Genomic DNA, 12947 nt, shown 5'->3' on the forward strand with positions numbered 1-12947 from the left:
ATAGGAAAGTTTTTCTATGTTACGATTTACTATAGTGTTTATGCCGTGAGAGGAGGTTAGGAATGAATCGTATCTTCCGTAATACCATCTTTTATTTACTGATATTCTTAGTAGTAATTGGAATCGTGAGCTATTTTAATGGTTCGACACAAAAAACGACATCAGTTAGCTACGACAAATTCATTACTAAACTAGAAAGCGGTGAAGTGCGTAATGTGCAACTTCAACCGAAAAATGGTGTATTTGAGGTAAAAGGACAATTTAATAACTCTAGCCAAGGAGAACAATTTGTTACTTATGCACCAAATACTGAGGAATTACAAAAGAAAATTAATGATAAAGCGAAAGGTGCCGAAGTTAAGTATCAACCAGCAGAAGAAACAAGTGCTTGGGTAACATTCTTTACTTCAATCATTCCATTTGTCATCATCTTCATTTTATTCTTCTTCTTATTAAACCAAGCTCAAGGCGGCGGTAGCCGTGTTATGAACTTCGGGAAAAGTAAGGCGAAGTTATATAATGATGAAAAGAAAAAAGTTCGTTTCAGAGATGTTGCTGGAGCGGATGAAGAGAAACAAGAACTTGTTGAGGTAGTTGAATTCTTGAAAGACCCTCGTAAGTTCTCTGAAGTTGGTGCTCGTATTCCAAAGGGTGTCCTATTAGTTGGACCTCCAGGTACAGGTAAAACTTTATTAGCGCGTGCTGTTGCAGGTGAGGCTGGCGTTCCATTCTTCTCTATCAGTGGTTCTGACTTCGTAGAGATGTTTGTCGGTGTCGGTGCATCACGTGTACGTGATTTATTTGAAAATGCAAAGAAAAATGCTCCTTGTATCATTTTCATTGATGAAATTGATGCAGTAGGTCGTCAACGTGGCGCAGGTCTTGGTGGTGGTCATGATGAGCGTGAGCAAACATTGAACCAATTACTTGTTGAAATGGATGGATTCGGTGCAAACGAAGGTATTATTATCGTTGCTGCGACAAACCGTCCAGACATTCTTGACCCAGCGTTATTACGTCCAGGTCGTTTTGACCGTCAAATTACAGTAGATCGTCCAGATGTAAATGGCCGTGAAGCTGTATTGAAAGTACATGCGCGTAATAAACCACTTGATGAGCATATTAATTTAAGAGCGATTGCGACTCGTACACCAGGATTCTCTGGTGCGGATCTTGAAAACTTATTAAACGAAGCTGCTTTAGTAGCTGCACGTCAAGATAAGAAGAAAATTGATATGAGTGATATCGATGAAGCGACGGATCGTGTTATTGCAGGTCCAGCTAAGAAAAGTCGTGTTATCTCTGAAAAAGAACGTAATATCGTTGCTTTCCATGAAGCAGGTCATACTGTAATTGGTGTTGTTCTCGATGAAGCTGATGTCGTTCATAAAGTAACAATTGTCCCTCGTGGTCAGGCTGGTGGATATGCGGTAATGCTTCCGAAAGAAGATCGTTACTTCATGACAAAGCCAGAGTTACTTGATAAAATCACTGGTTTACTTGGTGGCCGAGTAGCTGAGGAGATTGTATTTGGTGAAGTGAGTACAGGTGCTCATAATGACTTCCAACGTGCGACTGGTATTGCAAGACGCATGGTTACGGAATTTGGTATGAGTGACAAACTTGGACCGATGCAATTTGGTAGCTCGCAAGGTGGTCAAGTGTTCTTAGGAAGAGACTTCCACTCAGAACAAAACTATAGTGATGCGATTGCACATGAAATCGATATGGAAATGCAATCAATTATGAAAGAATGTTATGCTCGTGCAAAACAAATTCTTACTGAAAACCGTGATAAACTAGATATTATCGCGCAAACGTTACTTGAAGTAGAAACGTTAGATGCAGAGCAAATCAATCATTTATGTGATTACGGCAGATTGCCAGAACGTCCAACATCTTCAGATGATGTGAAAGTAAACATCAACATGAAGAAAGACGATGAAGATAAAGAAGATAAGTAAGAAAAGAAGGAGTGACTATCGTCACTCCTTTTTTGTTTGTTAAAACCTTTGTTAATTACTATTGAGAACTTAGTGGATAAAGTAATTTAAGTAAAACTAGTATTAAAAATTGAAATAGAGAGCAATCTTTTTGTAAAATGATGAGGATAGGAAAGCTGATTATATAAGTATGTGTGATATGATGTTTTTATAAGTTTTATACATACTGCACAAATATAGATTAAATAAGATAAGTGGTGAGAATATGATTTTTGTATTGGATGTAGGGAACACAAATGCTGTACTAGGTGTGTTTGAAGAGGGGGAACTTCGTCAGCATTGGCGCATGGAAACAGATCGTCATAAGACAGAAGATGAATATGGAATGCTTGTAAAGCAATTGCTTGAGCATGAGGGTCTTTCGTTTGAAGATGTGAAAGGTATTATTGTGTCTTCAGTTGTACCACCAATTATGTTTGCTTTAGAGCGCATGTGTGAAAAATATTTTAAAATTAAACCGCTTGTAGTAGGGCCTGGGATAAAAACAGGACTAAATATTAAATATGAAAATCCGCGTGAAGTAGGCGCAGACCGAATTGTAAATGCAGTAGCAGGAATCCACTTATATGGAAGTCCGCTTATTATCGTTGATTTTGGTACGGCTACTACATATTGTTATATTAACGAAGAAAAGCATTATATGGGTGGAGTTATTACACCAGGAATTATGATTTCAGCAGAGGCTTTATATAGCAGAGCAGCAAAACTTCCTCGTATCGAAATTACAAAACCAAGCAGTGTTGTTGGGAAAAATACAGTAAGTGCGATGCAATCTGGTATTCTTTATGGTTATGTTGGACAAGTGGAAGGTATTGTTAAGCGTATGAAAGAAGAAGCTAGACAAGAACCTAAAGTTATTGCAACAGGTGGATTGGCAAAATTAATTTCCGAAGAATCGAATGTAATTGATATTGTAGATCCGTTTTTAACGTTAAAAGGTTTGTATATGTTATATGAACGTAATGCAAATTTACAGCATGAGAAAGGTGAATAAATACGTATGAAAGATTATTTAGTAAAAGCGTTAGCGTTTGATGGAGAAGTGCGTGCGTATAGTGTGCGTACAACAAATACAGTAAGTGAGGCGCAAAGACGTCATGATACATGGAGAACAGCTTCAGCGGCACTAGGGCGTTCTTTAACTGCGGGTACAATGATGGGTGCAATGTTAAAAGGTGAGCAAAAGTTAACAATTAAGGTAGAAGGTAACGGTCCAATTGGCCCTATCTTAGTAGATGCTCATGCAAATGGAGATGTACGTGGTTATGTAACGAATCCGCATGTTGATTTTGAAGGAACAGAACAAGGGAAGTTACGTGTATATCAAGCGGTAGGTACAGAGGGGTTTGTAACTGTAATTAAAGATATTGGAATGCGTGAGCCGTTTATTGGTCAATCTCCAATCGTTTCAGGAGAATTAGGAGAAGACTTTACGTATTATTTTGCAGTTTCTGAACAAACGCCTTCTTCTGTAGGTGTTGGTGTTCTTGTAAATGGAGATGATAGCATATTAGCGGCAGGTGGATTTATCCTTCAAATTATGCCGGGTGCGCAAGATGAAACGATTTCATTTATTGAAGACCGTTTACAAAAGATTCCGCCTGTATCAACGTTGATTGAACAAGGCCTTTCTCCGGAAGAGCTACTATATGCAGTTCTTGGAGAAGATAAAGTAAAAGTATTAGAAACAATGGATGTTCAATTTAATTGTACATGCTCACGCGAGCGTATTGAGAGTGTATTAATTAGTTTAGGTAAAACAGAGTTAGAGCAAGTTCGTGAAGAAGAGGAAGAGACGGAAGTTCACTGTCATTTCTGTAATGAACGATACAAGTTCTCTAAAGAAGATATTACAAATTTAATCGAGAATTTGTAATAAGGGAATTAAGAGGAGCAATCCTCCAAATGAATTGACAAAAAGGGAATTTTCTGACAAAATCTAAATATAGATAAAACCAATAAAAATACTCGGTGTTAGGAGTGACAGGAATGCGAGTGGCACAATCAGTTTCAGAATTAATCGGGAAAACGCCGATCGTTAAGTTGAACCGCATCGTAGAATCAGACAGCGCAGATATATACTTAAAATTAGAATTTATGAATCCGGGGAGTAGCGTTAAAGATCGTATTGCATTAGCTATGATTGAAGATGCTGAAAAAAAGGGATTATTAAAAGAAGGCGATACAATCATTGAGCCGACAAGTGGTAACACAGGAATTGGTTTAGCGATGGTAGCGGCTGCTAAAGGATATAATGCAATCTTAGTAATGCCAGAAACAATGAGTATTGAGCGTCGTAATTTATTACGTGCTTACGGTGCGGAATTAGTATTGACTCCAGGGCCTGAAGGAATGGGTGGAGCAATTCGTAAAGCGACTGAATTAGCAAAAGAGCATGGCTACTTTATACCACAACAGTTCAAAAACCAATCGAATCCAGAAATTCACCGTTTAACAACGGGTCCAGAAATTATTGAACAAATGGGCGACCAATTAGATGCGTTTATTGCAGGTATTGGTACAGGTGGAACGATCACTGGTGCTGGTGAAGTACTGAAGGAAGCGTATAAGGATATTAAAATTTATGCGGTAGAACCTGCAGATTCACCAGTATTATCTGGTGGGAAACCAGGTCCACATAAAATCCAAGGAATTGGGGCGGGATTTGTTCCGGAGACGTTGGATGTAGAAGTATATGATGAAATTATTCAAGTGAAAACAGAGCAAGCATTTGAATATGCGAGAAGAGTGGCTAAAGAGGAAGGTATTTTAGTTGGTATCTCTTCAGGCGCGGTTATTTATGCAGCAACAGAAGTTGCGAAAAAGTTAGGTAAAGGGAAAAAGGTACTTGTTATTATCCCGAGTAATGGTGAACGTTATTTAAGTACACCACTTTATCAATTTGAATCATAATTAAATGCGATTGAAAAAGCATCCTTGAAAAAGGGTGCTTTTTCTTTTGGGATTGGAAATAGGAAAAGAGTGAATGACTAGAAAACTTCATGTAAAATAAGAGGTAGTATAATTAAATTATTTTCACTAGCCTTCGAGTATAATCAATCTCTATATAAATAACTTATGTAGTTTGAGCTGGTTTATCTAAGAGGGTGGGATAAAAGAAGACGGGGTGTTGATATGCAACGAAGAAAATCTTTAGCGCTTTCTATTCCATATCAGTTAGATTTCTTTAAGCAATATAAATTTCTTTCTCAGGGTAAATCGCAACATATTTTGTTAGAAAGTGGCCGTGGCGGTCGTTATAACATTGTAGGGCTGAACCCAGTAGCGGTAATCCAAGGGAAGGATGAAACGTTACATATAAGTGAAAGTGGTAAGGAAACAATAAAACGAGGGAATCCGTTAGATTTAATGCAAGAATATATGGAACAATGGAAGACGGACTATAACCCAGAGTATCCGCCTTTTCAAGGTGGTGCAATTGGCTATTTCAGTTATGACTGTATCCGTTATATTGAAAAGCTGCCTTCTCTTGCGGAAGATGATATTAATATACCTGACATCTTCTTTTTATTATTTGATGACGTATTTGTCTATGATCAAAAAGAACAAGTGTTATGGATTATTACGCATTATGCAGATAAATATGAAGAGGCAAAAGAACGGCTAAATGAGTGGAAGGGTCTTTGGATGACAGAAGCGCCTGAAGTGACAGTGCCCTTTGAAAGTCCTGAAAAGAAAAGTGAAGCGGTTGCTTTTACTGAAGCCAGCTTTATGAAGGCAGTTGAATGTATTCAAGAATATATTGGGGCGGGTGATGTGTTCCAAGTAAACTTGTCGACGAGACAAGAAAGAACGTTACAGACGCACCCACTAGAAATTTATACAAGTCTTCGTGAAATTAATCCATCTCCATATATGGGTTACCTGGAGCTTGGGGATTTTCAAATTGTTAGTGGATCGCCAGAGTTGTTAATTAAGAAACAAGGAACTGAAGTAAGTACAAGACCAATTGCTGGAACGAGATCTAGAGGCGCGGATGAGCAAGAGGATGAAGAATTAGCAAGAGAATTAATTGAGAACGAAAAAGAAAGAGCAGAGCATGTAATGCTTGTGGATTTAGAAAGAAATGATTTAGGACGTGTTTGTAAATATGGCACTGTAGAAGTAGATGAATTTATGGTAATTGAGAAATACTCACATGTTATGCATATTGTTTCTAATGTGCGTGGTGAGGTGGAAGAAGATAAAGATGCTTTTGATTTAGTGAAGGCTGTATTCCCTGGGGGAACAATTACTGGTGCCCCGAAAATACGTACGATGGAAATTATTGAGGAATTAGAACCTGTTCGAAGAGGGATTTATACAGGTTCAATCGGTTGGATTGGTTATTCTGGAGATACAGAATTGAATATTGTAATTAGAACACTTCTTGCTAAAGATGGAAAAGCTCATGTACAAGCAGGGGCGGGAATTGTAATTGATTCAAATCCAGAAAATGAATATAAAGAGTCGTTAAAAAAGGCGATTGCTTTATGGCGTGCAAAAGAACGTAGCGAAGAAACGGTTAGGTGAGAGAAATGATATTAATGATTGATAATTATGATTCTTTTACATTTAATTTAGTGCAGTTTCTTGGAGAACTTGGACAAGAGCTCGTTGTTAAACGTAACGATGAAGTGACCATTTCAGATATTGAGAATATGAAACCAGATTTTCTAATGATTTCTCCAGGTCCATGTAGTCCTAATGAAGCGGGGATTAGTATGGAAGTTATTAAATACTTTGCTGGAAAGATTCCGATTTTTGGAGTTTGTCTTGGGCATCAATCCATTGCACAAGTGTTTGGTGGAGAGGTTGTCCGTGCAGAACGATTAATGCATGGGAAAACGTCGCTTATGCATCATGATGGAAAGACGATTTTTTCGGATATTCCTAATCCGTTTACTGCGACGCGCTATCATTCCCTTATTGTTAAGAAAGAAACGTTACCCGATTGCTTAGAGATAACATCTTGGACAGAGGAAGGAGAAATTATGGCACTTCGTCATAAGACATTGCCGATAGAGGGTGTGCAATTCCATCCGGAATCTATTATGACTTCTCATGGGAAAGAGTTGTTACAGAATTTCATTTGTAAATACAGGCCAAGTGCAACATTATGTTAATTTACGTAAATGGTCAGTATGTAGAAGCAAGTGAAGCGAAAATTTCTCCTTATGATCATGGTTATTTATATGGTCTTGGAGTTTTTGAAACGTTTCGTATTTATAATGGTCATCCTTTCTTATTGGATGATCATTATGATCGTTTAATAGAAGCGCTGGATACATTGCAAATTAAATGGACAATGACAAAAAATGATGTGATGCTTATTTTAAAAAAATTACTCGCTAAGAATGAATTGGAGCATGCATATGTACGTTTTAATGTATCAGCGGGTATAGATGAAATAGGATTACAAACGGAAATGTATGAAGAGCCTTCGGTTATTGTTTTTATAAAACCTTTAACAGCGCCGGGGGATGTAGCGGAAAAAGAAGGTGTTATTCTAAAACAAGTGCGAAATACACCGGAAGGAACATTTCGCCTGAAGTCTCATCACTATTTAAATAATATTTTAGGGAAGCGTGAAATTGGAAATGTTGTGAGTAAGGAAGGTATTTTCCTTACTGAAGCAGGTTATGTTGCAGAGGGTATTGTTTCGAATCTATTTTTTGTGAAAGGTGATGTTTTATATACGCCTTCGTTAGAGACAGGGATTTTAAATGGTATCACTCGTGCGTTTATTATAAAGAGTGCTGAACAATTAAATATAGAAGTAAAGGAAGGTTTCTTTACAAAAGATGAGCTACTTTCAGCGGATGAAGTCTTCGTAACAAACTCCATTCAAGAAATTGTTCCGCTTTATCGTATAGAAGCGCAGGATTTCCCGGGTAAAGTAGGAGTGGTTACAAAAAGTTTAATGTACCTTTATGGAATGCAAAGAGAGAAATTATGGAGCAGAAATGAATTACGAAGAGGAGATGCGTAGTTTGAAGTGGGATTATGATTTACGCTGCGGCGAATATACATTGAATTTAAATGAAAAAACATTAATCATGGGAATTTTAAATGTAACACCAGATTCGTTTTCTGATGGTGGGAGTTACAACGAGGTAGATGCTGCGGTACGTCACGCAAAAGAAATGCAAGGTGAAGGTGCTCATATTATTGATATTGGTGGCGAATCTACTCGCCCAGGTTTTGCTAAAGTATCAGTAGAAGAAGAAATAAAGCGAGTTGTCCCGATGATTCAAGCAGTTTCAAAAGAAGTAAAATTGCCTATATCTATCGATACATATAAAGCTGAAGTTGCAAAGCAAGCAATTGAGGCTGGTGCTCATATTATTAATGATATTTGGGGAGCGAAGGCGGAGCCAAAAATTGCTGAAGTCGCAGCTCATTATGATGTACCCATCATTTTAATGCATAACCGCGATAATATGAATTATCGTAATTTAATGGCGGATATGATTGCTGATTTGTATGACAGTATTAAAATTGTTAAAAATGCTGGTGTGCGAGATGAGAATATTATTTTAGATCCAGGTATCGGTTTTGCTAAAACACCTGAGCAGAACTTAGAGGCGATGCGTAATTTAGAACAGTTAAATGTGCTAGGTTATCCGGTTCTCTTAGGTACTTCGAGAAAGTCCTTTATTGGGCACGTATTAGATTTGCCGGTAGAGGAACGCCTTGAGGGAACGGGAGCTACTGTTTGTCTTGGTATTGAAAAGGGCTGTGAGTTTGTTCGTGTCCATGATGTGAAAGAAATGGCGCGTATGGCTAAAATGATGGATGCAATGATTGGTAAGGGGGTAAGGTAATTGGATAAAATTTATATCCATGATATGGAGTTTTATGGTTATCATGGTGTGTTCCCAGAGGAGAATAAATTAGGTCAGAGATTTAAAGTTGACTTAACGGTGGAGTTGGATTTAAAGTGTGCAGGGGAAAGTGATGACTTAGAGCATTCGGTCAATTATGGAGAGCTTTTCGAATTATGTAGAAAAGTTGTTGAGGATAGAAAGTATAAGCTTGTGGAGAGTATCGCTGAAAATATTGCTGCAGATATATTAAAACAATATGAAAGTATTTCGCGCTGTACAATTAAGGTAATTAAGCCGGATCCACCGATACCGGGTCATTATCGTGCTGTAGCAGTAGAAATTACGAGAGGACGTCCATGAACAATATAGCTTACATTGCATTAGGGTCAAATATTGGAGAGCGTTATACGTATCTAACTGAAGCGATTCAGTTTTTAAATAAAAATCCTTATATTCAGGTTGATGATATTTCATCTGTATATGAAACTGAGCCAGTTGGCTATACTGACCAAAGTTGCTTTTTAAATTTAGTTATAAAAATTTCTACCAATTTATCACCACAAGAATTATTGAAAGTAACACAAAAAGTAGAAAATGACCTAGGAAGAAAAAGGGAAATTAGGTGGGGGCCGAGGACTATCGACCTTGACATTTTACTTTATAATCAAGAGAATATTGAAGCAGAGAATCTTATTGTTCCGCATCCGCGGATGTTTGAAAGAGCTTTTGTTATCGTTCCGTTGTTAGAGATTAATCAAGACATAAAACAAAACATTTCACGTTCACAAGTAGAAGAAATGAAAAGGCGAGAGGGAGTAACGGTATGGAAGCAGAAAAATGGGGAAGACGCATTCGTGCTTTTCGAAAGCTAAAAGGCTATACACAAGAAGGTTTTGCTAAAGAACTAGGGGTATCTGTATCTGTTTTAGGTGAGGTTGAGAGAGGGAATAGATCGCCTTCTCAAGATTTTGTAGTAGAAGTTGCCAAGGCATTAAATGTTTCAATAGAGGAATTAATGCCAAAGTGATTGTACAGGAAGGAGTAGATTGATTGTTAAAGATTGCAAATATCGAGATGAAAAATCCGGTTGTACTAGCACCGATGGCGGGAGTGTGTAACTCTGCATTCCGTTTAACAGTAAAAGAATTTGGTGCCGGCTTAGTTTGTGCTGAAATGGTAAGTGATAAGGCAATATTGCTTAATAATAAAAGAACATTAGATATGTTATATATCGACGAGAGAGAAAAGCCATTAAGTTTACAAATTTTTGGTGGAGAGAAAGAAACTCTTGTAGATGCTGCGAAATATGTAGATAAATATACGACAGCAGACATAATTGATATTAATATGGGTTGTCCAGTGCCGAAAATCGTTAAATGTGATGCGGGGGCAAGGTGGCTTTTAGACCCGAATAAAATATATGAAATGGTAGCAGCGGTTGTAGATGCTGTTGAAAAGCCGGTTACAGTTAAAATGCGTATCGGTTGGGATGAAGAACATATTTTCGCAATAGAAAATGCTAGGGCTGTTGAGCGTGCTGGTGGCCAAGCTGTGGCGGTTCACGGACGTACACGAGTGCAAATGTATGAAGGAAAAGCGGATTGGGATATTATTAAACAAGTAAAACAATCTGTAAATATCCCGGTTATCGGAAATGGTGATGTCGCAACGCCGCAAGATGCAAAGCGTATGCTTGATGAAATTGGTGTAGATGGTGTTATGATTGGTCGTGCTGCTCTTGGAGATCCGTGGATGATTTATCGTACGGTAAAGTATTTGGAGACGGGTGAATTAATGCCGGAACCAACAGTGCGCGAGAAAATTGATGTATGTATGTTGCATCTAGATCGTCTTATCGACTTAAAGAATGAAAGTGTCGCTGTAAGAGAGATGAGAAAACATGCAGCTTGGTATTTAAAAGGTGTTCGTGGTAATGCGAGTGTACGTAATGGTATTAATGCTTGTAACACACGGGAAGACCTTGCGAATGTGTTAGGTACATTTGTAGAAGAAGTGGAAGCGAAACAACAAACAATTTACGTTGGTTAATAATGGACATAGGAGATTGACATTCTTCTATACACTTCCTATAATTACGTGAAAGAAAGAAGAGCTGCCAGTTAGTTGCTGGCAGTTTTTCTAGTTGAGTAGAAAATGCTATACTGTATATATTGTAAAATTAAATAGAGCTGGAGTGATATCAATATCATGGATAACATGAACCACGAAGAATTAAACGACCAATTGATTGTTCGTCGTGAAAAGCTACATAATTTACGTGAACAAGGAATTGACCCGTTCGGTAAAAGATTTGAACGCACAAATTCAACAACTGACTTAGTGAGTCTATATGGAGAGTTCTCTAAGGAAGAATTAGAGGAGAAGGAAATCGCTGTTTCTATCGCTGGTCGTATTATGACAAAACGCGGAAAAGGGAAAGCTGGATTTGCACACGTTCAAGATTTACATGGACAAGTTCAAATTTATGTTCGTAAAGATGCTGTTGGAGATGACGAGTACGAATTATTTAAAACAGCAGATTTAGGTGATTTAGTAGGTATTGAAGGTAAAGTGTTCAAAACAAACGTTGGAGAACTTTCAGTAAAAGCAACAGGCTTTACGCTATTAACGAAATCTCTTCGTCCATTACCAGATAAATACCATGGATTAAAAGATGTTGAACAACGCTACCGTCAACGTTACTTAGACTTGATTACAAGTATGGAAAGTCGTGAAACGTTCGTTACTCGTAGTAAAATCATTCGTGAGATGAGAAGATACCTAGATGACAACGGTTATCTTGAAGTGGAAACACCTATGATGCATGCAATTGCAGGTGGAGCTTCTGCGCGTCCTTTCACTACACACCATAATGCGTTAGATATGGAATTATATATGCGTATCGCAATTGAGCTACATTTAAAGCGTCTTATTGTGGGTGGTTTAGAAAAAGTATATGAGATCGGCCGTGTATTCCGTAATGAGGGTGTATCAACTCGTCATAACCCTGAGTTTACGATGATTGAATTATATGAAGCATACGCTGATTATAAAGATATTATGAAGTTAACAGAAGATATGGTTGCTCATATCGCGAAAAAGGTACTGGGTACAACAACAATCCAGTATGGTGATTATGAAATTAATCTAGAACCAGAATGGACACGTCTTCATATGGTAGATGCGATTAAGCAATACTCTGGAGCTGATTTCTGGAATCCGATGAGTGTAGAAGAAGCGCGTGAACTTGCAAAAGAACATAATGTAGAAATTAAAGATACAATGGAAGTTGGTCATATTATAAATGAATTCTTCGAACAAAAAGTAGAAGATAAATTAATCCAACCAACATTTATTTACGGTCATCCGGTAGAAATCTCGCCGCTTGCGAAAAAGAATGATGAAGATCCACGATTCACAGATCGTTTCGAATTATTTATCGTTGCACGTGAACATGCAAATGCATTCACTGAATTAAATGATCCAATCGATCAAAAAGAACGTTTTGAAGCGCAATTAAAAGAGCGCGAACAAGGTAATGACGAAGCTCATATGATGGATGATGATTATATTGAAGCTCTTGAGTACGGTATGCCTCCTACGGGTGGATTAGGAATTGGTATTGATCGTCTAGTTATGTTATTAACAAATGCACCATCTATTCGTGATGTATTATTATTCCCTGCTATGCGCCATAAACAAGACTAAGCTTTGGAGATTTCTCCAAAGCTTTTTTTATTTGAGCATGAGTTGCGTGGGTATAGTAAATCTTGATAGTGCGAGAAATTATATTTATATAGAAGAAATGTGCTGTTTTTATACTTTTTTACTAAGTTAAAAATTTTATTAGAAAAACTATTGCATTTTAATAATCAAACTGGTATATTTATATTCGTTGCCACGAAAGGTAACAAACAAAACAAACGAAAAACAACTTATTGAAAAAAGTTGTTGACGAAAATATAACGAAATGTTATATTGATAAAGTCGCTTCCGAGCGACGAAGTAGTTCTTTGAAAACTGAACGAAACAAACAACGTGAAACGTCAATTTTTATTTTAGATGCTAGACAAACTAACTTTATTGGAGAGTTTGATCCTGGCTCAGGATGAAC

13 protein-coding genes are annotated in these 12947 nt (G+C 37.5%); all 13 read left to right on the plus strand.

The window, feature by feature from the left end:
- Window positions 1-62: 62 nt before the first annotated feature.
- A complete protein-coding gene (gene ftsH, locus MR143_RS30755) occupies window positions 63-1964 on the plus strand; it encodes an ATP-dependent zinc metalloprotease FtsH (RefSeq protein WP_001079674.1) in 1902 nt (633 codons plus the stop codon).
- 244 nt (window positions 1965-2208) lie between these two features.
- Window positions 2209-2997 carry a type III pantothenate kinase gene (locus tag MR143_RS30760; protein ID WP_000578368.1) on the plus strand — a complete coding sequence of 263 codons (789 nt, stop codon included), beginning with the start codon at window positions 2209-2211 and terminating at the stop codon, window positions 2995-2997.
- A 6-nt stretch (window positions 2998-3003) separates the two neighbouring features.
- Window positions 3004-3879, plus strand: a complete 876-nt coding sequence (gene hslO, locus MR143_RS30765) for a redox-regulated molecular chaperone HslO (RefSeq protein ID WP_000656372.1) — start codon at window positions 3004-3006, stop codon at window positions 3877-3879.
- Between the two features lie 113 nt (window positions 3880-3992).
- Window positions 3993-4916: a cysteine synthase A gene (gene cysK / locus MR143_RS30770; protein ID WP_001261712.1), complete on the plus strand. Its 924-nt coding sequence runs from the start codon at window positions 3993-3995 to the stop codon at window positions 4914-4916.
- Window positions 4917-5138: 222 nt separating this feature from the next.
- Complete coding sequence (gene pabB, locus MR143_RS30775) at window positions 5139-6536, plus strand: aminodeoxychorismate synthase component I (protein ID WP_074594804.1); 1398 nt, start codon at window positions 5139-5141, stop codon at window positions 6534-6536.
- A gap of 5 nt (window positions 6537-6541) precedes the next feature.
- Entirely contained in the window at window positions 6542-7129 is a 588-nt protein-coding gene (pabA, locus tag MR143_RS30780; protein WP_000602295.1) for an aminodeoxychorismate/anthranilate synthase component II, read from the plus strand.
- Entirely contained in the window at window positions 7123-7995 is an 873-nt protein-coding gene (gene pabC, locus MR143_RS30785) for an aminodeoxychorismate lyase (RefSeq protein WP_000909874.1), read from the plus strand. Before pabA ends, pabC begins: the two co-directional genes overlap by 7 nt.
- Complete coding sequence (folP, locus tag MR143_RS30790) at window positions 7970-8830, plus strand: dihydropteroate synthase (protein WP_002164271.1); 861 nt, start codon at window positions 7970-7972, stop codon at window positions 8828-8830. Before pabC ends, folP begins: the two co-directional genes overlap by 26 nt.
- The gene (folB, locus tag MR143_RS30795) at window positions 8831-9193 is read left to right on the plus strand and encodes a dihydroneopterin aldolase (protein ID WP_000358055.1); all 363 of its coding nucleotides are present in this window, start codon (window positions 8831-8833) and stop codon (window positions 9191-9193) included.
- A complete protein-coding gene (gene folK / locus MR143_RS30800) occupies window positions 9190-9705 on the plus strand; it encodes a 2-amino-4-hydroxy-6-hydroxymethyldihydropteridine diphosphokinase (protein WP_001059450.1) in 516 nt (171 codons plus the stop codon). Before folB ends, folK begins: the two co-directional genes overlap by 4 nt.
- Window positions 9657-9860 (plus strand): helix-turn-helix domain-containing protein, encoded by a 204-nt coding sequence (locus MR143_RS30805; RefSeq protein ID WP_000387031.1) that lies wholly within the window; start codon window positions 9657-9659, stop codon window positions 9858-9860. Before folK ends, MR143_RS30805 begins: the two co-directional genes overlap by 49 nt.
- A 23-nt stretch (window positions 9861-9883) precedes the next feature.
- Window positions 9884-10882, plus strand: a complete 999-nt coding sequence (dusB, locus tag MR143_RS30810; RefSeq protein ID WP_000912251.1) for a tRNA dihydrouridine synthase DusB — start codon at window positions 9884-9886, stop codon at window positions 10880-10882.
- Between the two features lie 159 nt (window positions 10883-11041).
- Entirely contained in the window at window positions 11042-12541 is a 1500-nt protein-coding gene (gene lysS / locus MR143_RS30815) for a lysine--tRNA ligase (protein ID WP_000369668.1), read from the plus strand.
- The last annotated feature ends 406 nt before the right edge of the window (window positions 12542-12947 follow it).

The sequence above is a fragment of the Bacillus cereus group sp. BfR-BA-01347 genome, assembly GCF_022663835.1.
GTDB lineage: Bacteria > Bacillota > Bacilli > Bacillales > Bacillaceae_G > Bacillus_A > Bacillus_A thuringiensis_K.

Coding starts and splice junctions, on each gene's coding strand:
- ftsH (WP_001079674.1), top strand. CDS start 63: ATGAATCGTATCTTCCGTAATACCATCTTTTATTTACTGATATTCTTA.
- MR143_RS30760 (WP_000578368.1), top strand. CDS start 2,209: ATGATTTTTGTATTGGATGTAGGGAACACAAATGCTGTACTAGGTGTG.
- hslO (WP_000656372.1), top strand. CDS start 3,004: ATGAAAGATTATTTAGTAAAAGCGTTAGCGTTTGATGGAGAAGTGCGT.
- folK (WP_001059450.1), top strand. CDS start 9,190: ATGAACAATATAGCTTACATTGCATTAGGGTCAAATATTGGAGAGCGT.
- MR143_RS30805 (WP_000387031.1), top strand. CDS start 9,657: ATGGAAGCAGAAAAATGGGGAAGACGCATTCGTGCTTTTCGAAAGCTA.
- pabB (WP_074594804.1), top strand. CDS start 5,139: ATGCAACGAAGAAAATCTTTAGCGCTTTCTATTCCATATCAGTTAGAT.
- pabC (WP_000909874.1), top strand. CDS start 7,123: ATGTTAATTTACGTAAATGGTCAGTATGTAGAAGCAAGTGAAGCGAAA.
- pabA (WP_000602295.1), top strand. CDS start 6,542: ATGATATTAATGATTGATAATTATGATTCTTTTACATTTAATTTAGTG.
- cysK (WP_001261712.1), top strand. CDS start 3,993: ATGCGAGTGGCACAATCAGTTTCAGAATTAATCGGGAAAACGCCGATC.
- lysS (WP_000369668.1), top strand. CDS start 11,042: ATGGATAACATGAACCACGAAGAATTAAACGACCAATTGATTGTTCGT.
- folP (WP_002164271.1), top strand. CDS start 7,970: ATGAATTACGAAGAGGAGATGCGTAGTTTGAAGTGGGATTATGATTTA.